Genomic DNA, 18,563 nt, shown 5'->3' with positions numbered 1-18,563 from the left:
ATTCATGGATTTTCAACTTCCCATCACATTGAATATTCCGGCTGCATGGGAGTCGCACATTTACCGTCAGACCGTGATGATCGTTCTTTCGATCATCTTCGGTTCCGGCGCGATCGTCTTTTTCTTCCGTAACAAGAACTATTACTTTGTCCAATCCTGGGCCAGCATCAAAAGCTGGTTGATAGCAGCTCCCATCATGTTCATCGTTATGGGTTTGCCGACACCGTGGCCCTTGATTTGTTTAACGTGCCTGGCAATTCTGGGAGCCAAGATCTTTTTCCAAATCATGGGTATGTTCCAGCGAAGCAATTTCGTTTTGATCTGCTATGCGGGCATCATCGGTTTGGCGGCTTGTATTTATTTTGATCGTGAAGATATCTATAATGTGATGCCGATGATCGTGTTGGGCGTCGCCTGTTTGGTTCCGCTGATCCGAAACTCTTACAAGCGCATGATTCAGTACATGTCTTTAACGTTACTGGCGTTCATCTTTTTGGGATGGTCGTTCATGCACTTGGGTTTGATCATGAAGTTCCCGAACGGAATTTATCAGTTGATGTATTTGATAATCCTGACAGAGTTCTGTGACAACACGAACTTGGCCGTCGGTCGTTATATCGGTGGCTGGAGACTTTTCCCATCTATCAATCCCCGCCGTACTGTGGGAAGTACCGCTGTTTCCATTTTCCTGACATTGTTCCTGGCTGGCAGCATGCGCTTCTTGCTTCCGGATGGTTCGGATAAGTACTGGTTGGCTTCGGGCTTGATTGCCTCTCTGGGCGGTTTCTTGGGTGACCTGGTCATGACGGTGGTTCGCCGTGATGCTGGTATGAAGACTGTGGGTCCTTTTATCATCGGCCGAGGTGATTTCCTTCACCGTGTGGACCGTTTGATTTTTGTCGCTCCGATTTATTATTACGTGATGACGGTTCTGTTATGAAGGATTGGGACTACGAAAACGAGCAGTGGACGAAACTGCCGACTTATTTAAAACATTTGCCGCTTTTTACCCGCCACATTGATTTCTTCAGCGTGTGCATGCGTTTTTTGTGGTCCTTGATTCTTAAGAATATCATCTTTAAATTTTACATCCGCCTGAAAGTCACAGGCGTGCCGTTTAAAACGGTTTACGAAAAACATCCCAAGCTGATCATCATCAGCAATCACGCAAGTCACTTGGATGCGGTTTCGATCGCCGCCTCTATCCCGCGCCGTTACTGGTTGAGCGTTTACATCGCTGCGGCAAAGGATTATTTTTTCTCAAATCCCCTGTTCATGTTTTTCTCTCAACACTGTCTGGGCGCGATTCCTATCGATCGCAAGGATCGCAAGGGTGAAGCTGTCAATTTGATCCTAAAACTATTGACCGAACTTCCGCGCATGTGGCTGATCATTTTCCCCGAGGGCACTCGTTCCCAAACAGGGAAAGTGCAGGAATTCAAACGTGGTGTTTCCATTTTCTCGGAAAAAACACAGACACCGATTTTGTTCACGTACCTAGAGGGAAATGCGGACCTATGGCCAAAAGGTCAGTTCTTTGCCAAACCAGGTCGCTTGGTTTTGCACGTTGGTCCCGTTCATCCTCCCGGCCCCATTCAAGAGGTGTATGCTGCTTATAAGAGCTGGGTGATGAGTTTCTCACCAGAAGCCTTCCCTGCCGAAACACCAACCAGCTCGCCTGAAATCAAGGAGACTTCCGATGACAGTTCAGCAGAATAAATTTGAAGTTGAAAAAGCTCACTTGAAAATCGGTCCCTATGAAGTGTGCCCGGTTCCTACGGGAATCTTTGGCTTGGACGGCGGAGCGATGTTTGGAACAGTTCCCAAAGTTTTGTGGGAAAAAACCAATCCCACTGACGACAAGAACCGCATTCAGATGGAAGCCCGTGGTTTACTTTTAAAATCCCCTGGCTGCAACGTTCTGATCGATACGGGCAACGGAGCTGACTTCGTTGCGAAGTACGGCGACAAGCTCGGTAATAAGTTTGCGGAAATGTACGGAATGGATCAAAGCGGGCCGACACTGATGAAGTCCCTTAAAGCCCATGGTTTAAATCCTGAAGACATCCATCATGTGATTATCACCCACTTCCATTTTGACCATGCCGGCGGTGGCGTGACGGAAAAAGATGGCAAGCTTGTTCCAACTTTCCCCAAAGCCACTTATTGGGCGCAAAAAGGAAACCTCGAGGTTGCCAGCCACCCAAACCTGCGTGAAAAAGCCAGCTACTATGCAGCGAATTTTCAACCGCTGATCGATGCGGGAGTCTTAAAACTTTTGGATGGTCCAACTCAGAATTTCATTCCTGGAATCTCCTGCATTATTTCAAATGGTCACACTCAGTCCCAACAAATTATCCAAGTTACTGACGGCCAAAACGGCCTGATGTATTGCGCCGACATGGTTCCTACCAGCACTCACGTGAAAATACCGTGGTTGATGGGATATGATTTGCAGCCCCTGGTTTTGATGGAAGAAAAAACCCACTATCTGGGCGAAGCTGCGGATAAAAAGTGGTATCTCTTTTTTGAGCATGATCCCTACTGTGATGCTGCCTTGATTGAACGAAATGGCCATGATTTTGCGGTCCAAAAACGATTCTGGTTATAACTGACGAACTTTTTACCTCTTTTCCAACAGTGTTCATAAGCGCCCCAAATGGGAACGCTCTATTTTGAGAACACTGTTTTGTTTATCAAAGTTCCCGCCGATAGTGTTGTTATGCTGATAACATTTACGAGAGGGACACCATGAGAAATTTACTAGTTCTAGCAACACTCAGTTCATTTATGATTTCCTGCGCGACGATGAAATCCTGGATGGGATCTAGCGAAGCTCCTGCAACACAAGAACAGCCAAAACCAACAGACCCATTGGATCTGTCTGATCCAGATGCCGCCAGAGAAACTCCTGCTGCTGGTGGCGAACAAGCCGCTGCGGAACCTGCTCAAGAAGGCGCAGAGCTTTCTAACCATGCCGACCCGTATGTTGCAGAAGCGGCAAGCGATATTGCTGCTAAAACTCAAGGCCCCGCTGACAACTCAGCTGGTGACTCTCAAAACCTGCCACAAAAAACTGTGAACGAAGAAATGGAACGTGCCGCTCCAAGCTGGCAAGGTGAACCGACACCGGCTATCGCCAACGTTGCACCGGAAGAACCACAGGTTTATGGCTCTTCTTCATTTGATTCGCCCCGCAAGAGCTCCAAACTGCCAGCAAAAAAAATGGCCGCAACTAAAAGCAAAAAAGAAGTCGCTAAAAAGCCTAAAGTGGATTGCAAAAAGGTAGCGAAGGCTGGCAAGAAAGCTAAGAAAAATGACGTAGCTTTCTGTAAAGCCGAGAAAAAAGCTCTGGCAAAAGCGAATGCTAAGAAGCCAAAAGTGGACTGCAAAAAAGTCGCGAAGCTTGGCAAAAAAGCCAAAAAACCAGATGTAGCTTTCTGTAAGGCAGAGAAAAAGAAAAAAGGCTCAAAAAGCCGCGTGGCTAGCAAAAACTAATCACGACAGTTAACAAATAAGTTTCCAAAAGGGATGCCAGACCGGCATCCCTTTTTTAATGCCCTTTTTCAGATTTAGCCGTTATGGTGAAGTAAGGAATGGCAGCAATGATCGGCAAAGTTAAATCGAATTTTAAAAACTTTTGGGGCGTCATCAAAGACACTGTCCAACAAATGCGGGATGGTGAACTTGCATTGGTGGCAAGCTCCCTTTCGTTTTCTACGATCCTGGGTATGGTGCCTTTTCTTGCGGTCGTGACGGCGACCTTTCAGTCTATCGGTGGCTTTGAAGCTCTCTATCCCAAAGTTGAATTCTTTTTGCTAATGAACCTGCGTGAAGCGGCCGGCAGTGATTTGACAAAATATCTGCGCATCTTTTTAAAAAACATCAATGCCGGGAAAGTCGGAACAACAGGGGCCGTGTTTTTGTTCATCACGTCTTTGCGCCTGCTGCACGATATGGAAGTCGGCATTCACCGCGTATGGAACCAGAAAAACACCCGTCCCTTTTACAAGCGTTTGATCTATCAATGGGTGTTGATCCTTTTGATTCCCGTTTTCCTGGCGATCTATGTGGGCTTTAATACCTTGGATCAATTCCAGGTGGTTCGTAAGCTTTTACCGACAGGATTCATGAACGGCATGGTCTTGGTTGGAAGCTTGTTCCTGATCTACAAATTAGTCCCCGATCTTCCCGTGCACTGGCGCTCGGCCTTTGTAAGTTCCCTGTTGGGTGCTGCTGGAATGTTCGGAGTGCACAAAGGCTTCTCCTATCTGACCTTAGGAGTATTTAACTACAATAAAATCTATGGCTCCTTTGCCGCGATCCCGATCCTGACCTTGTGGATTCTTTCACTATGGTACGTGATCTTAGGCGGCGTCGCCCTTTGCGCAAGCCTACAAAAACGTCACATCACTTAGTAAGTGACCCGCGGCACTTAAGTTTCAATTCTTAGTGGAGCCGAAACAGTTGGGTAAATTCCCGTCGCGGTTGCGCAGGACACTTCCAGCTGCATCGCTTTTGCTTCGATTCGTGGCTTCACGATGAAGAAGTTCGATTCGCCATAATAAAACAGCTGCCCGACTTCTTGAGATCTGCGCAACCACTCCCCCACTGACGAGCTGTGAATCGCACTGGAAGTCAGCTCATACGTGTTCAATCCGAAATACTCTTTCGAAAGATATTGTATCTGGGAGTAATGAACATCGCCCGTCACAAAAACGACTGGCTTCATGTTTGCTTTGATGACGTTTCTTAAGCGTTGCAAAGATGGGAGCCCTCCCCTTTGAACACTTTCGCCAACGGGAGCGTATTGTACAAACTGAACACCGTTCATGATCCACGCGGGATTTGAACTTGCAAGATAGTCTTTAAAGAACCAGTCTTCCTGTTGCTCGCCCCACTGAGTGACTTGATTTACAAGGAAGCTGCGATCATCCAAGAAGTGGAAATCAATTCCGAAAGCTCTTAAGCGAAACGAAACACCCGGGCCATAGCTTAAACGCTCATGCACCTCTGGCATCGGATAGAAGGATCTAAAGATCGCCTTCATCTGGTCGCGGTAAGGATTGGTCGCATCCCCATTATTCTGACCGTAATCGTGATCATCCCACATAGCCAACGTTGGAACCAAGGGCTCCATCTGATAAAGATCCACGGTTCTCCACGTTTCCACATAGCGAGCCAGAGCCGAACTTGGTTCCTCAGGAGTTTTGAAAACAGAACCCACACGTGAATTGCTATAGACGATGTCCCCGATAAAGAAAATCGCATCGGTCTTAGCTTCGTGAAAACGAGGGTAGATGTATTCTTGTCCTTCGGTTTTACGGAAGTTCGCGCAAGATGCGACAGCCAGATTCGGAGAGGCTTGAGTCATATCAAGGCCCTTCAACGAACGCACATCCACCAGACGGTTTTGATTGTAGACACCGATCTGACTGTAAGCCGTTGGGGAAAGACCCGTAACTTGCAGGCGATACAAAGTGAATTGGCTGCCAAGATCATCAGCGCGCATAAGTTGCACCGTTAAGCCCGCGTTGTTTTGCGAATCAAACGTAAGGCCCTTCGGTCCCATCACGACAACTAAAGCGCTCGTTTCATCAGCCCATGTCTGCAACATCGGCATTTTTCTGCCGGCAGCGAGCTGTCGCGCTGTCGAGGTGACGTCGCCAGAATCATTCGCTGTCAGGGCTTGGGCTTTCGCAAGCCAGGCAGCCGGAGCGATGGCAGCCAAGTATTGAAGAAACTTACGACGAGGAAGATTTGCTTTGATGAATTTCATAGCTGTCGACTTGACCAACGATTCCCAGGGCTGGCAACACATTTAGCTTTACGAATGCTCAACCTTGGAAACCGCCGGTTTACATTCCTGCTTGCAACCCCAAGGCACTTCAAGCGGCTTTAAAGCTGCAACTCCATCCGAAGGCCTGCGGTTTTTGATTCAGTAGACGGCACCAATTAGAAATCAAATGGGTCCACCATGCTCCGATGCAACGCATTATGAGTGAAAAAGTGCGGTCATGGGCTTGGAATTTGGGAATCAATTTGCTAGTTTGTGCCCCTTCGGCGATATTAACGCCAAGTGGTTCCGTAGCTCAGCTGGATAGAGCATCTCCCTTCTAAGGAGAGGGTCGTACGTTCGAGTCGTACCGGAATCACCATTTTCCTCTCTGCCGCTTCGGTCAGTCCTCGCTCTTTTCTTTCCTTGTTAGTTAAGTTTGTATTTCGGTTCGATCTTTTTTCGTGCCCTTCGTTTTCTCTTTCGGTTGGCTGTGGAGCTTGCGGCAGAGAGGAAAATGGTGAACGCGTGTTTTCTGTTGGGCTGGCCTTCGGCGCCGCCCTTGGGGTATATTGGGTTTATGAAACTAATTATCACCGTCCTTCTTACTTTGGCTGCTTCATTTTCTTTTGCTGCTCCTGGGGAGACGGATGTTGATCCTGATTCACTTTCTCAGGATGCTGATGGGAATTTTGTGGTTTGTACGCTGACAGATGGTAGGGCGTTTCAGGCTACTACCTGGCTGGTGATGGTTGATAATTTGATTCTTTCTAAGGAGCCGGTGCGGGCTTATTTGACTGCGACTTCGGAAAATTTGGAGTTTAAGAATTGGAGTTATCGAGTTTTGGTCACAAAACAACGTGCGGCGGCTGGGGGAGTTCAGTCCGCTCGTATCGAACATTTGAAGCCTTCGGCGCCGACTGAGAATGTTGAGTGCATCGAGAAAAATACAGCTACAAAATAAACACTTCCTTGTCATAAATTAGTTCTGGGACCTAGTTAAATATCAGCTTGTCTTTTTTTAAAGTGTGCTCATTATTGTTACTAATTATGATCACATTTGGAAAGGATCCGTTATGAACCGTCCTCTTTTTGAACCTGTACAATTAGGCCGTATTAAACTGCAAAATCGACTGGCAATGGCACCGATGACCCGCTCCCGTGCGATTGGAAATTTAGCAAATGATATGATCGCTAAATATTATGCTGACCGCGCCTCTGCTGGGTTGATTATTTCTGAAGGAATTTCTCCGTCACCAAACGGTTTGGGCTATGCCCGTATCCCGGGACTGTTTAATCAAGAGCAAGCTGCCAGCTGGAAAAAAGTCACTGACGCTGTTCACGCCAAAGGCGGACATATCTTTGCACAGCTAATGCACACGGGCCGCGCTTCTCATCCTGACAATTTGCCTCCTGGTGCTAAAATGGTAGCGCCATCAGCGATTGCCTTGTCTGGAAAAATTTGGACCGACACGAAGCAAGAGCAGCCCTACACAACTCCCCATGAAATGACGACCGAGGAAGTCAAAGCCACGATTCAAGAATACATCAAGAGTGCGGAGCTTGCGATTCAAGCAGGTTTTGACGGCGTAGAACTTCACGGTGCCAATGGCTACTTGATTGAGCAATTCTTAAATCCTAAATCGAACAAGCGCACAGATATGTATGGTGGTTCCGATGAAAATCGCATGCGTTTTGTTTTGGAAATCGCCAAAGGCACAGTGGAAAAAATTGGTGGCGACCGTTTAGGTATTCGCGTTTCTCCATATGGCGTTTTCAACGATACAGGTCCTTTTGAAGGCATCGAGAAGTTCTATTCTACACTTGCCCAAAAACTGTCCGACTTAGGATTGGTTTATATTCACGTCGTTGATCACAGTGCGATGGGTGCTCCTCCCGTTAATCCCGAAATCAAAAAACTGATTCAGCAAAATTTCAAAGGCCTTTACATCACGTCCGGCGGTTATGATGAAAAAAGAGCTGAGCAAGATCTGATGGATAAAAAAGGTGACCTGGTGGCTATCGGTCGTCCATTTATTTCAAATCCCGATCTTGTGGCGAAATTGAAAGAGGGAAAACCCCTAACACCGTACGACCCCACGACCTTCTACACTCCCGGTGAAAAAGGTTACAACGACTACAAATAAAAAAAGGTCCCCTTGAGGGACCTTTTTCTTTTCTATTTTTCGTAAAGTCGGATCAATTTTCCGACGTCATAAATAAACAACTTAGCCCCGATCAGCGCGCCGGAAATAAGTGTATTTCCGTCTGGAGTGATATCCAAAGCCGTGGGTTGAGCTCCCCCGACCAAGGTAAAAACGACCGCACCATTTTGAGTATCAATGATGTCCACCTTGCCCATGATTCCGGCATTCACTTCCGAATCACCTTCAGTCGATGTCGTTCTGGAAGACACATACAGATAGCGATTCTGAACCGGATCTAAAACAATCGTGTTCGGGTGAGCCAAAGGCCATTTTTTATTCGGGAAGTTAGGATGATCTTTTGGATAGTCCTCTAGCACCAGAATGTTTTTTGGACCCGTCGCTGTTGCAAATGGAACGAAAAGCTCCTGCCACAATGTCGCTGGCAAAACGACGTTCGGTCCTTTTTCTGGCAAAGCCTCCACCACAGACATAAGCCTGCGCAAATCAATTCGCGAAACAGCGTTACCACGCATATGACTTAAATAAGCATAATTTCCGTCTCGTGAAATCACGATATGGCGAAGATTTAGATCTCTGCCGGCGGCGTCTCTACTGATCGGAGCCAACTCCGCAACCTGTTTGTGTTCAATAGAATCCACAACGAACAGACTTCCTGTTTCTGTGGCGAGAACAAACGCGTACTTACCATCTGGAGAAAAAGCAATTCCCCTTGGCGCAATTTGATAGCCGTGATTCACAGGTGGTTTAAAGTGTGAATTCAAATCAATCTTTTTAACAAAGTACGAATCCCCTTTCAAAACGCCGTCGTCCTTCAGATTGGTGATATCCAAAACACTGATGTCATCAGAAAAATAATTGGCAACATAGATAATCTGCTGAGGATTTCTGATGCGGGATAAGACTGGACGAGTGGCAATAATTTTTGCCCCCTGTCCATATACGGGAATATACTTTGCGATCTTTTGAGTCTGCGTATTGACGACCGTAACCAAGCCCTGGTCTTTATAAATTTGTGACTCAGAATTGCCCTCCGCCCGCGCAATCAGAGCCCACTTGCCGTCATAGGAAAAGTCCACTTCGGTATTCGCCAAAATACCTTTACGAATGCCCACTGGCGTGATCAATGTTTTAGACAGGGTCATTTTTTCAAGGTCATAAATCGAAGCAGTAGGAACTCTTTTCTTGGTTTTGGGATCGGTCTTTCCACACATTTCTGCCAAGTAAAGGTAACGCCCATCGGGAGCAACCTTCGCGCCTTTCGGCTGACAGCCGGTGGGAAGGGTCATTTTAAAGAAATCTTTGGTGCTAAAGGCGTTTAAATCGCTCGCCGAGGCTCCAGCCACGCAAGAATATAAAGCCAAGGCCACAGTAAAAATCTGCCGCTTCATGGGATTCTCCTTTGAAAGTAAGCCAGGTTTATTGCGAGATCGGCTCGGTCTCAATTGACCATCTTGTAACGTGCTAAATGCCAACAAAGTCTTAACCAAAGGTCACCTTGCCTTCGGATAATGGCTTTGTTAATTTGACCGCAATGAAAGCAATCCTTCTGATATTCGCATTCTTAATGGTCCCTGGAGTTCCAGCTCATTCGGAAAACTACGCAACAGTTATGGGAGCTGAGTGGCACCATGAATCAGGACTGTTTAATGCTTTCCGCGCGAACGCACCTCATTACTGGAATTGGTTGAAACAGCAAAGTTCTGCAATGTTGGCAGTTCAAGGAGTTGTGGTCGGTGACCCGCACATTCAAAATTTTGGTGACGTGCAGTTGGCAGACGGCGGCCGTGAATTTACTTTGATTGACATTGATGATGGCGGAGGCAACGCACCCTTCGCTGGCGATTTGATTCGCTATGCAGCGGGCAACCAAGTTTCTCCTTTTAAAATTCCACTGTCACAAATCTTTGAGGCTTATCTCAGCGGACTTCAAGGACAAGCCTTAGAAGAGCCCGAAGTCCTTCAAGAGTCCATCGCTCACACGGATGCAGATTATTTTAAACGTCAGGCTAAGTATCTGAATAAAATGACCGAGCAGAATCATTTTTCGTCGAAAGCGAAATTGACTCCCGTGAATCAAGCGCCGGATTCTGTTCAAAAGTTATTTCAAAACTCCCAAGCAGTCTTTGAGTCCGCAATGAGTGGTTATCAGATTTTGGATACTGGTTACAAAACTAAGTTCAGCGGCGGAAGCCAGGGACTGCCACGCTTTTGGTATCTGATTCAAAGAAATCAAGAACGCTATATCGTCGAGTTTAAACTTGAAGCTCAGGCGGCAACGTCTTTTTATTCTAATCAGGGTGAACCGGAACAACGCTTTCCGTATGTGGCTCAAGTGTATCGCCCCACTCGTGCAGTCTATGGTCCCTATAAAATCGTGACGACTCCTGGGGGCCAGTTCTTAATGCGTGCCCGCTTTGACGCTTACTTGGATTTCGAAGCTGCCGATGACGAGCACAGCATTCAGGATGGGGAAAAGATGTCTTTATACATCGCAAACCGTCTGGGACGCTGGCACGGACAGCAGGCCAGTGCGGCGGCTCTGGTACAGGTTTTAAATTTTAATGAATTCAAAATTTTTGTGAACAACTACGTCAACCTTATGACGAAAGAGAACAACTAATGAACGGTCCTACTTGGAACATTGAATCAGTTTATCCGACCCTCACTTCTCCCGAATTCCAAAAAGACTGGGATCACGTGACCGGCGAGCTTGAATCTTTACAACAGAAGATTGCCGAGATCAAAGCGGACTTGCAAAATCCGACTGATAAAACCATCACGCAAATTCAAAATATTCTGTTGGCTTACGAAAAATGCGTGATCACAGCGGCCACAATGTCGACTTACGTGAACTGCCTTCTGTCTGTGAACTCCACCAATACAGAGGCGAAAACCAAAGAATCTGAAATCCAGATTTTCTTTTCCAAATTATCTCAAGCGATCATTCCACTGAATTTGATGATTCAAAAATGTGATGACAGCACTTTCAATAAAATCCTCAATCATGACCACATCAAATCCTATCGCTTTAGCTATGAGGAAAAGCGAAAAAAAGTGGCGCATGCTTTGTCAGAACCAGAAGAGCTTCTGATGACCAGCCTAGAGGTTTCGGGTCATACCGCTTGGGGCAACCTTTACGACGAACTCAGTGGCAATATGCGCGTGCATTTGAAGTATGCCGATCGTACGGAAACGGTGGGTCTTGCCAAAGCCAGCGCCTTGACGAAAACCGCGAACGAAGCGGACCGCAAAGCTGCCTGGATCGGTATTCAAGAAGCTTGGGCTGAGCACCAACACAGTGCTGCTGCCATCGTGAATGCCCTGGCTGGCTGGCGCATCGAGGACGCGCAAAAGCGTTCTCATACTAAAGCCATGTCTTTCATGGATAACCCTTTGAATGACAACCGCATCACTCAAAAAACTTTGGATGCGATGATCACGGCTTGCCGTAACAACACCAAAGATATTCAAAAAGCTGGTTTGTTGATGGCGAAGGTGATGAAGAAAAATAAATTGGAATTGTGGGACCTGATGGCTCCAAGCCCCATCGCCGCCTCCGCAGACGCCGTGCCCTTTGAACAAGGCGCTAAAATCGTGAAAGACGCCTTTGCCAACGTCTCCCCTGAAATGGCGGACTTTGTGCAAATGATGGTTGATAACAACTGGATCGAGGGACGTGTATTGCCGAACAAGCGCACCGGCGCCTATTGCACAGGCTTCCTGGCAAAACGCGAACCTCGCGTTTATATGACTTACATGGGTTCGAACAGCGACATCGGAACATTGGCTCATGAATTGGGTCATGGCTTTCACTCCTGGGTGATGCGCGATATGTCTTTAGGCGAGATGGATTACCCTATGACTTTGGCAGAGACTGCCAGTGTTTTTGCCGAAACAGTTTTGGGCGACGCTTTGATGAGCACTTCGGGTTCCCGCGAACAAAAAATTGAAAATGCCTGGGGTGACCTGGAAAGCGCCATGGCCTTTTTAATCAACATCCCGGTTCGTTATGAATTTGAACGTAAATTCTATGAAGCCCGCAAAGAGCGTACATTGAGTGCCGACGAGCTTCGCAGCCTGATGGGCAGCGTGTGGAAAGAATGGTATGGCGACAGCACTGAAAAAGCAGATGAGCTTTTCTGGGCACACAAACTTCATTTCCATATCGCGGGCTTAAGTTTCTATAACTTCCCTTACACGTTTGGATATTTGTTCTCTTTAAGCATTTATGCCCGCCGCAAAGAATTGGGCGCAGATTTCATGCCGAAATATAAAGCAATCTTACGTGATACGGGCAGAATGTCAGCGGAAGATTTGATTCAAAAGCACCTGGGTGAGGACATCACCCAGCCGGCTTTCTGGCAAAAATCAATTGATGTCGTGAAAGCAAAAATCAATCATTTCGAAACTTTGATTTCAAATTAAGAAAACTAAAAAAGGCGCCGGATAAACCTGCGCCTTTTCTTTTCACTAATTATGATTTGCGTGAAGAGTTTCTAATAATCGCTGACTGACTTTTGAGAAATCGTATTCACTCAGGGCCTTTTCCCGCCCGTTATGAGCGATCTTGGCGCGCAGATCCCGGTTTTTTGAAAGAGTTAAAATCTTTTGCGCCAGCTCCACATGATTACCGGGCTCAAACATAAACCCGGTCTGCCCTTCATCAATAATATCGACAACTCCGCCTGCTTTGGAAGCGATCACCGCCACCTCTGAGGCCATGCCCTCGATAATCACTCGACCAAAGGTTTCCGCATCCGAGCTCATCACCAAAATATCCAAAGAAGCGGCAATTTGCGGAATATCGCTGCGAAAGCCTGTGAAGATAACGTGTTCTTCTAAACCCAGCTCGTGACATTGAGTCTTTAGATCACTCAGAGCACCGGGTTCGTTCAACGTTTCCTCGCCGACTAGAATGATTTTGAAATTGGAGATGTCTGCCTTAAGATCAGCCGCTGCTTTTAATAAAACGCTCTGTCCCTTAGCCTTATCCAGGCGCCCAATCAAACCAATCAGCAAAGTCTGATCATCGTTGCCCCATTGCTTACGAAGCAAGGAATCGCGGCGAAGCGGATTGAACCACTTCGTGTCCACCGAGTTCGGAATCACCACAATCTTTTCAGGTGCGATCGGAAGATGCTTGATAAGGTTCTGGCGATGCACTGGTGTCAGTGCAATCATGTGTTGAATACGATTGTACACCCAGCGGTGATAGCAGTCTTTTTTTGAAATACCCACAAACGTGTGGGAAACGCCGACGACTTTGATATTAGCAAAACCCAGGAGCGCGATGCGAACCGCAAACAAATCCCTAAGTTGTTGCACCAACACCGTCGAAACAGCGTGGTGTTTTAAAAAACGTCTTAGCGTTGTTAAATTTCGAAGGCTTTCTGAAATGCCCGGTGAACATTCTAAAACTTCACAGCCGATTTTTTTCAGTCGCAGCGCCAATGGACTACCCACAGTAACCAATGTCACACATTTTAAATTTTTATTTTGAAGCAACTCCGCTGTCTCATAGGCGACCATTTCCTGACCACCCCATGAAGCTGACATACAGACTTGCAAGATCACTGCTGACATCTCACTCCCGAAAGATACAGCCTAAACTACTTTTTCGGTTTTACGAAGCGATACATGAACTGATCTGTTTTTCCCTCTTAAAAGCTTTGCTTCGCCTTCCATAGCAAATCCCGCAGCCTCCGCGGTAAGATCTGAGTTCTCTCCACATCCTCCCCTCTGAAAGACCAGTAGTTTATTAAAAATCCCCCAGGAATTTACTGCTATTCTACAATGAAAACTCACCTCACTCTTGGGAGAAGGCACAGCCATGCAGTTTCTAACGACAATTAAAGAAACCGTTCTGAAATATTATGAATTCATCAAGGAAATGGACGAATTGATGATCAGTCGTTTGCGTGGTGAAGATGAATTCGATAGACCAAAAAAAACGGAGCACAAACGTGCTCCGCGTAAGAATCATGTCAGCGTCGAAGACCTTCGACCGCAGAAGAAGTCCGAAGAAGCTTCTTAGTGATGAAGCTGGCAACCAGCTACGTTTACATCTAGTTCATTGTACTGATTCAAGCACGAATAAACCCAGAAAGTTTGCTCGCCGTAAGAGTAACCACGGTAAGCTTTTTTATTACCGTTCTGATCGATCTCACACGGATTATTCATTGTGCACATTTCACCAGAATCGCTGCCTGTGTTGTTAACACCAATAACTGTGCGAGTGTCTTTTTGTACGATTGGAGAACCCGAAGTTCCACCGATCACTTGGCAACCCGGGCGTGAGTAACGGATAGAATCCTGCCAAGTGAAGCCTGCTTCTTCCAAGTAAGGAATGAAAGCTTCAATTTCACAAGAGTAACCACGTTTCCAATAACCAGAGATCACTTCAATTTGCGTTTTTTCAACGGGACGTTGAGAAGCAAGCAACAATGGATTCACAGCATATTTAGATTTAATTTCAGCGTATGTCTCTGCCAATTTGTAAATCGTCATGTCTGTTTTAGTCATTGAAGAGTAAACGATAGTCGTTGCGTTCAGACGACCGACAACTTCCATCCCCGCGTTGAACAGCCTGAAAGTACGACGGCTGGGTTTACCGTAAACATAAGTTCCTGGTTTTGGAAATCCAGTTTCCAAGCAGTGACCATTCGTCAAAACCAACGCGTTGTCTGTGTCACGTGAATTTTCCAAACGAATCAAAGATCCAGAACAGTTATCCAATCCAACAATCCCCTCGAAGTTGTATTGGGCTGTGAAATTTTCCGGCAAAGACACCATTTGGTGTGCGTTCGGAAGTGGCAATGCATGGGCAGTTGCCGCTACTGTCATTACAGCTAGTAAAGAAATAATAAGTTTCATGTGTTCCCCCCGGCTCAAAAGCCTATCGATAAGCCCCCGAAGTCACAACGGAAACATCAAAAACGCGGCGCATATACTGCAATTTAAAGGATTTTTTTTGGATTCAATAACCCACCGTTTCCCGGAAGAAATGGGTGCTTTTATAGACGACATAAAATAGAAGCCAAGACCTCAAACACCCTAGGAGATATTATGAAGTTCGTTATCGCATTTATGCTTTTGGTTCCAGGCTTGGCGTTCGCTTATGGCGAAACGATTTTGAACCGCACAATTAATCCTTACGTTCCGAAACAAGGATCATTCACGAAACAAGCGATTTGCTATAAACCAGAAGCAAACGCCTTCAAAGTTTACGTACCCGCTCATAAAGCCGTGATTTGCAAATCCTACCGTTGGGATCACTCTGATTCTCACTACCCTAAAAAAGTTTGTGTCGGTCCAAAAGTCGTTGCCTACCCAGCAAAGTACATCACTGCTTCACGTGATTATGTTCAAGAGGTTTGTATTAAATGGAACCGTGACGATTCCACTCGTCCTCGCTGTGTAAAATCAGTTCAGCAAACTAAAAAATATCCACTGGAATATACTCAATCAGTTTACGAAATGTCAGACTACCGCCACGAGCGCCCACTTTCTTCGAAAGTAAAAACCATCGCGAACTGCGACTAAGCCGTTAACATTTCATACTTAAAAAGTAAAAAGCCGGGTTGAGTCCCGGCTTTTCACTTTATTCGATCGTCACTTTTGCTGGCTTAGAAATGGTAATCTTGTAAGGACTTTCATCGTCCATCGACGCCCTGATAGAAGCCTTCAAGTATCCCATGGGGAAAGTGTTGCTCTTATAACCAGCGCGAATCACGATCAAGTAATTGACTTCAAAAACACCACCGCTTTGACCCGACTCAATAACGAAAATATCTTCCATTTCAATTTTGTCGGCGATGAAGTAATCCGGATTTTCATTTTTAATCGAAGTCACATATTTATAAAGTGGCGAACTCGCCTTCTGCACTTCTTCGGCATAAAGATCTTTAAGACCCTGTTCGTAGTTCACACTTCCAGAAACCACTTTTTCAGCGAAATTTGCAGCGTTCGCGCTTGCCGTGATACCCAAAACCGTTGCGATTGCGATTAATATTCTCTTCATAAAATTCCCCTATAAGATTCGTTATGGGTCGTTTATATGCAAAGCTCCGCTCGTCGTAAATTAGAACGATTCGACGTCAATGATGCAAATTTTAGAAGGATAAAAAAGCCCCGTGTACCTTGCGATACCGGGGCTTAAGACTCTTTAATTTGAATAAGGCAAACTAGAAGCTTTTCTTAACCACGTCGACAACGTATTGAAGTTCTTCTGGAGTGATGTAAGCAAAACATGGAAGGTTCAATACAGCTTGAGAGATGTAGTGAGCGTTGCCATTGTCAATTTTACCTGCCAAGTGGTTTTGAGCACCGGATTGCATGCTCATCGCGCCTGGGTAAATAGTCCCGTAACCTACGTTGGCTTTTTTCAAGTTCTCGATCAAAGCCGGACGAAGTTTAGGATCGATCATGGCTACTGCACAGTAACCGTTCTCTGTCACAGTGGAAGCTGCGCGAACTGGTTTTAATGGCAAGCCTTTCAAAGACTCTTCATAGAATTTAACTGCGTTCATACGAGATTTGATACGAGCATCGATGTGTTTCAAAGACATGTTCAGGAACAATGATTCGTAAGCGCCGATACGGGAATTCCAACCGATCATACCGTGAGAGTAGTGATCCGTACGACCGTGGTTGATCAAAGTGCGACAGTTTTTAGCGTAAGTGTCGTTTGCTGTGAAGATTGCGCCCGCATCACCTGAAGCACCCAAAACTTTTGCTGGATAAAAACTTGTCGTGGAAATTTCAGCAGTTCCCAAAACAGATTGGCCAGAAATTTCTGTACCAAAACACTGAGCACCGTCTTCGATCAAAACAACGCCATTGTCTTTAGCGAATTTTCTGATTTCTAAAGTTTCAGGAGTAACCCAACCATAAAGATGAACCATGATGGCAGCTTTAGGTTTGAATTGCTCAACAGCTTTTTTGAAAGTCGCTAGATCCCAGTGGCAGAATTCTTTGTTCACGTCCACAGTCACAGGGTTAGCACCGACGTTCACAACTGCTTCAAAAGTTGCCCAGAAAGTCATATCTGGAACCAGAACTTTATCGTTCTTTTCAACACCTACGGCGCGAAGGGCGATTTGAATCGCGTCTGTTCCGTTAGCGCAACCGATAGCGTGTTTTGATTTAGTGTAAGTCGCAAGATTTGCTTCCATTTCGCCAACAATTGGACCGCCTACGAATTGAGTTTTATCAAAAAGATTGGCAACGCCTGCCAAAAACTCATCGCGGAAACCAGGTTCAAAACGGTTCAAAGTAATAAATGGAACTTGTTGAATGCTCATAAGTACTCTCTCATCCAAGGTTAAAAAATAAGTCTTATGAAGATATTTTCCGCTAAGATTTTAATTTGTGCAATCAAGGGCTGTGCGTCGCGTGGCTGAAGCACTGTAGCTTTCTCCACACGAGTGGTGCTTATAGACAACACAGAGGAGGATTTTAGAACCAATTACGAGGAGCACTTCCCTTAGGCAATGGTCCAGGCATTAAAAACAACAAGAAACATGATGAGGCCCTTGCTCCCCCGAGGGAGAATCAAGTAGAACGCCGGGGATGCCGAGGAGAAGATATGCAAAGATTCTCGCGCCTTTACATTCCTCTTTTGATTCTGGGATTTGGCCTCCCAAGTTGCGCGAGCGCTCTGCACACAGGCAGTACCGCTAAAGGCAAGGCCTCCTGGTATGGCGAAAGCCATCAGGGCAACCGCACTGCCAGCGGCGAGAAATTTGACCTAAATCAGCTGACTGCGGCCCATCGTACATTGCCAATGGGCTCGATGGTGAAAGTCACCAGTCTTAGCACCGGTAAATCGGTCACCGTTCGCATCAATGACCGCGGCCCTTTCACCAAAGGGCGCATCCTTGACGTCTCACAGGCCGCAGCTCAAAAGCTTGGCTTTATTCAAAAAGGCACGGACCACATCAAGATGGAAGTTGTTTCCATCCCTGGCCAATAAATTATTTCAAAGCCGTATCCACACCTTTCAAACAAGCGACTTCCACCATCAATGGATCCAGGAACAATTGCACGTTGTGAGGATTGTGCCCGATATTGACGACTTCGATGCAGTGATCGATCAGGTCATTGATAATTTGCCCATGAGCGATTTTGCACTCAGCAGGTGTTGGGTTCGGGTTTCCCGGGATGACCTCTTTGCAGATTCTCCAGTTCGCATTGCGCATTTGCACCGCTCGATCACGGATTGAGACCTGCAACTCTCCACGTTTTTTTTCCAACTGACACATCTGAATCGCATAAGGACGAATTTGATCATCCGGCCAATCAACAACTTCACGAAGTTTTGGAATATAAACATCGTTGATAACTTTGTTCGTACAGCTGAGAGCTGGCTCGATAGGGGTTTGATTGGACGAGCTAGTGGCTGCCTGAGAAGCCATTGAAATCAAGAATACACAAATGGCAGAGAGCATTGCTTTTTCCATAGGGGACTCCTTTGACTCCATACTGTCCCTTTCCAAGAGAGTTTTCCCCCAGCCCCTGGTCTAGAAATTGACTACCTGACAGACACTGTCGAATAAACTAAACGCCGTGAACACCAAGTTCGTTTTAAGCTGGTAACAATATTGCAAACGACAATGTAT

General features: G+C 46.1%; 19 protein-coding genes and 1 tRNA gene. 13 read left to right on the top strand and 7 right to left on the bottom strand.

The window, feature by feature from the left end; all coding sequences use genetic code 11:
- The first annotated feature begins 4 nt into the window (after positions 1 to 4).
- The 5 genes from DOM22_RS04375 (at position 5) to DOM22_RS04355 (ending at position 4,418) form a co-directional block, all read left to right on the top strand.
- Positions 5 to 940, top strand: coding sequence for a phosphatidate cytidylyltransferase (locus DOM22_RS04375; protein ID WP_142699206.1), 936 nt, complete (start codon positions 5 to 7; stop codon positions 938 to 940).
- On the top strand, positions 937 to 1,719 hold the full coding sequence (locus DOM22_RS04370) for a lysophospholipid acyltransferase family protein (protein WP_142699205.1): 783 nt from the start codon (positions 937 to 939) through the stop codon (positions 1,717 to 1,719). Before DOM22_RS04375 ends, DOM22_RS04370 begins: the two co-directional genes overlap by 4 nt.
- Positions 1,700 to 2,611: an MBL fold metallo-hydrolase gene (locus DOM22_RS04365; RefSeq protein ID WP_142699204.1), complete on the top strand. Its 912-nt coding sequence runs from the start codon at positions 1,700 to 1,702 to the stop codon at positions 2,609 to 2,611. Before DOM22_RS04370 ends, DOM22_RS04365 begins: the two co-directional genes overlap by 20 nt.
- 140 nt (positions 2,612 to 2,751) lie before the next feature.
- Positions 2,752 to 3,498 (top strand): hypothetical protein, encoded by a 747-nt coding sequence (locus DOM22_RS04360; RefSeq protein ID WP_142699203.1) that lies wholly within the window; start codon positions 2,752 to 2,754, stop codon positions 3,496 to 3,498.
- A gap of 98 nt (positions 3,499 to 3,596) precedes the next feature.
- Positions 3,597 to 4,418 (top strand): YihY/virulence factor BrkB family protein, encoded by an 822-nt coding sequence (locus DOM22_RS04355; protein WP_246845842.1) that lies wholly within the window; start codon positions 3,597 to 3,599, stop codon positions 4,416 to 4,418.
- Positions 4,419 to 4,435: 17 nt separating this feature from the next.
- Here the strand turns inward: DOM22_RS04355 and DOM22_RS04350 are convergent, their stop codons facing one another.
- Positions 4,436 to 5,779: an alkaline phosphatase D family protein gene (locus tag DOM22_RS04350; RefSeq protein WP_168196548.1), complete on the bottom strand. Its 1,344-nt coding sequence runs from the start codon at positions 5,777 to 5,779 to the stop codon at positions 4,436 to 4,438.
- 302 nt (positions 5,780 to 6,081) lie between these two features.
- Between DOM22_RS04350 and DOM22_RS04345 the strand changes: the two genes are divergently transcribed.
- The 3 genes from DOM22_RS04345 (at position 6,082) to DOM22_RS04335 (ending at position 7,923) form a co-directional block, all read left to right on the top strand.
- Positions 6,082 to 6,158: transfer RNA gene (locus tag DOM22_RS04345), tRNA-Arg, on the top strand.
- Between the two features lie 198 nt (positions 6,159 to 6,356).
- Positions 6,357 to 6,740, top strand: a complete 384-nt coding sequence (locus DOM22_RS04340; protein ID WP_142699201.1) for a hypothetical protein — start codon at positions 6,357 to 6,359, stop codon at positions 6,738 to 6,740.
- Positions 6,741 to 6,852: 112 nt separating this feature from the next.
- Positions 6,853 to 7,923, top strand: coding sequence for an alkene reductase (locus DOM22_RS04335; protein WP_142699200.1), 1,071 nt, complete (start codon positions 6,853 to 6,855; stop codon positions 7,921 to 7,923).
- 32 nt (positions 7,924 to 7,955) lie between these two features.
- Here DOM22_RS04335 and DOM22_RS04330 read toward each other — a convergent pair whose 3' ends face one another.
- Entirely contained in the window at positions 7,956 to 9,332 is a 1,377-nt protein-coding gene (locus tag DOM22_RS04330; RefSeq protein WP_142699199.1) for a YncE family protein, read from the bottom strand.
- A gap of 143 nt (positions 9,333 to 9,475) precedes the next feature.
- On the opposite strand from DOM22_RS04330, the gene DOM22_RS04325 reads away from it, so the two are divergent.
- Together DOM22_RS04325 and DOM22_RS04320 are read left to right on the top strand one after the other, a co-directional pair.
- Positions 9,476 to 10,564, top strand: a complete 1,089-nt coding sequence (locus DOM22_RS04325) for a DUF2252 family protein (protein WP_142699198.1) — start codon at positions 9,476 to 9,478, stop codon at positions 10,562 to 10,564.
- On the top strand, positions 10,564 to 12,369 hold the full coding sequence (locus DOM22_RS04320; RefSeq protein WP_142699197.1) for a M3 family oligoendopeptidase: 1,806 nt from the start codon (positions 10,564 to 10,566) through the stop codon (positions 12,367 to 12,369). Before DOM22_RS04325 ends, DOM22_RS04320 begins: the two co-directional genes overlap by 1 nt.
- A 45-nt stretch (positions 12,370 to 12,414) precedes the next feature.
- Here the strand turns inward: DOM22_RS04320 and DOM22_RS04315 are convergent, their stop codons facing one another.
- Positions 12,415 to 13,527, bottom strand: a complete 1,113-nt coding sequence (locus tag DOM22_RS04315; protein WP_142699196.1) for a glycosyltransferase family 4 protein — start codon at positions 13,525 to 13,527, stop codon at positions 12,415 to 12,417.
- Positions 13,528 to 13,774: 247 nt separating this feature from the next.
- Between DOM22_RS04315 and DOM22_RS04310 the strand changes: the two genes are divergently transcribed.
- Positions 13,775 to 13,978, top strand: a complete 204-nt coding sequence (locus tag DOM22_RS04310; RefSeq protein ID WP_142699195.1) for a hypothetical protein — start codon at positions 13,775 to 13,777, stop codon at positions 13,976 to 13,978.
- On the opposite strand, the gene DOM22_RS04305 is transcribed toward DOM22_RS04310, so the two are convergent.
- On the bottom strand, positions 13,975 to 14,817 hold the full coding sequence (locus DOM22_RS04305) for a serine protease (RefSeq protein WP_142699194.1): 843 nt from the start codon (positions 14,815 to 14,817) through the stop codon (positions 13,975 to 13,977). The genes DOM22_RS04310 and DOM22_RS04305 overlap by 4 nt on opposite strands.
- Positions 14,818 to 15,009: 192 nt before the next feature.
- Here DOM22_RS04305 and DOM22_RS04300 point away from each other — a divergent pair, with 192 nt between their 5' ends.
- Positions 15,010 to 15,486 carry a hypothetical protein gene (locus DOM22_RS04300; RefSeq protein ID WP_142699193.1) on the top strand — a complete coding sequence of 159 codons (477 nt, stop codon included), beginning with the start codon at positions 15,010 to 15,012 and terminating at the stop codon, positions 15,484 to 15,486.
- Positions 15,487 to 15,544: 58 nt separating this feature from the next.
- Here DOM22_RS04300 and DOM22_RS04295 read toward each other — a convergent pair whose 3' ends face one another.
- Together DOM22_RS04295 and DOM22_RS04290 are read right to left on the bottom strand one after the other, a co-directional pair.
- On the bottom strand, positions 15,545 to 15,964 hold the full coding sequence (locus DOM22_RS04295; RefSeq protein WP_142699192.1) for a hypothetical protein: 420 nt from the start codon (positions 15,962 to 15,964) through the stop codon (positions 15,545 to 15,547).
- Between the two features lie 163 nt (positions 15,965 to 16,127).
- The gene (locus tag DOM22_RS04290) at positions 16,128 to 17,246 is read right to left on the bottom strand and encodes a DegT/DnrJ/EryC1/StrS aminotransferase family protein (protein WP_142699191.1); all 1,119 of its coding nucleotides are present in this window, start codon (positions 17,244 to 17,246) and stop codon (positions 16,128 to 16,130) included.
- A gap of 284 nt (positions 17,247 to 17,530) precedes the next feature.
- On the opposite strand from DOM22_RS04290, the gene DOM22_RS04285 reads away from it, so the two are divergent.
- Positions 17,531 to 17,917, top strand: a complete 387-nt coding sequence (locus DOM22_RS04285) for a septal ring lytic transglycosylase RlpA family protein (protein WP_142699190.1) — start codon at positions 17,531 to 17,533, stop codon at positions 17,915 to 17,917.
- 1 nt (position 17,918) lies between these two features.
- Here the strand turns inward: DOM22_RS04285 and DOM22_RS04280 are convergent, their stop codons facing one another.
- Positions 17,919 to 18,404, bottom strand: a complete 486-nt coding sequence (locus DOM22_RS04280; RefSeq protein ID WP_142699189.1) for a hypothetical protein — start codon at positions 18,402 to 18,404, stop codon at positions 17,919 to 17,921.
- Positions 18,405 to 18,563 lie beyond the last annotated feature (159 nt).

Origin of the sequence: Bdellovibrio sp. ZAP7 (genome assembly GCF_006874645.1) — a bacterium.
Taxonomy (GTDB): domain Bacteria; phylum Bdellovibrionota; class Bdellovibrionia; order Bdellovibrionales; family Bdellovibrionaceae; genus Bdellovibrio.
The sequence above is the reverse complement of the archived record's forward strand: the minus strand, read 5'-3'. Positions and strand labels throughout refer to the sequence as shown.

What these genes read in the sequence shown, in the direction of transcription:
- DOM22_RS04375 (WP_142699206.1), top strand. Translation starts at nt 5, where the DNA reads ATGGATTTTCAACTTCCCATCACATTGAATATTCCGGCTGCATGGGAG.
- DOM22_RS04370 (WP_142699205.1), top strand. Translation starts at nt 937, where the DNA reads ATGAAGGATTGGGACTACGAAAACGAGCAGTGGACGAAACTGCCGACT.
- DOM22_RS04365 (WP_142699204.1), top strand. Translation starts at nt 1,700, where the DNA reads ATGACAGTTCAGCAGAATAAATTTGAAGTTGAAAAAGCTCACTTGAAA.
- DOM22_RS04360 (WP_142699203.1), top strand. Translation starts at nt 2,752, where the DNA reads ATGAGAAATTTACTAGTTCTAGCAACACTCAGTTCATTTATGATTTCC.
- DOM22_RS04355 (WP_246845842.1), top strand. Translation starts at nt 3,597, where the DNA reads ATGGCAGCAATGATCGGCAAAGTTAAATCGAATTTTAAAAACTTTTGG.
- DOM22_RS04350 (WP_168196548.1), bottom strand. Translation starts at nt 5,779, where the DNA reads ATGAAATTCATCAAAGCAAATCTTCCTCGTCGTAAGTTTCTTCAATAC.
- DOM22_RS04340 (WP_142699201.1), top strand. Translation starts at nt 6,357, where the DNA reads ATGAAACTAATTATCACCGTCCTTCTTACTTTGGCTGCTTCATTTTCT.
- DOM22_RS04335 (WP_142699200.1), top strand. Translation starts at nt 6,853, where the DNA reads ATGAACCGTCCTCTTTTTGAACCTGTACAATTAGGCCGTATTAAACTG.
- DOM22_RS04330 (WP_142699199.1), bottom strand. Translation starts at nt 9,332, where the DNA reads ATGAAGCGGCAGATTTTTACTGTGGCCTTGGCTTTATATTCTTGCGTG.
- DOM22_RS04325 (WP_142699198.1), top strand. Translation starts at nt 9,476, where the DNA reads ATGAAAGCAATCCTTCTGATATTCGCATTCTTAATGGTCCCTGGAGTT.
- DOM22_RS04320 (WP_142699197.1), top strand. Translation starts at nt 10,564, where the DNA reads ATGAACGGTCCTACTTGGAACATTGAATCAGTTTATCCGACCCTCACT.
- DOM22_RS04315 (WP_142699196.1), bottom strand. Translation starts at nt 13,527, where the DNA reads ATGTCAGCAGTGATCTTGCAAGTCTGTATGTCAGCTTCATGGGGTGGT.
- DOM22_RS04310 (WP_142699195.1), top strand. Translation starts at nt 13,775, where the DNA reads ATGCAGTTTCTAACGACAATTAAAGAAACCGTTCTGAAATATTATGAA.
- DOM22_RS04305 (WP_142699194.1), bottom strand. Translation starts at nt 14,817, where the DNA reads ATGAAACTTATTATTTCTTTACTAGCTGTAATGACAGTAGCGGCAACT.
- DOM22_RS04300 (WP_142699193.1), top strand. Translation starts at nt 15,010, where the DNA reads ATGAAGTTCGTTATCGCATTTATGCTTTTGGTTCCAGGCTTGGCGTTC.
- DOM22_RS04295 (WP_142699192.1), bottom strand. Translation starts at nt 15,964, where the DNA reads ATGAAGAGAATATTAATCGCAATCGCAACGGTTTTGGGTATCACGGCA.
- DOM22_RS04290 (WP_142699191.1), bottom strand. Translation starts at nt 17,246, where the DNA reads ATGAGCATTCAACAAGTTCCATTTATTACTTTGAACCGTTTTGAACCT.
- DOM22_RS04285 (WP_142699190.1), top strand. Translation starts at nt 17,531, where the DNA reads ATGCAAAGATTCTCGCGCCTTTACATTCCTCTTTTGATTCTGGGATTT.
- DOM22_RS04280 (WP_142699189.1), bottom strand. Translation starts at nt 18,404, where the DNA reads ATGGAAAAAGCAATGCTCTCTGCCATTTGTGTATTCTTGATTTCAATG.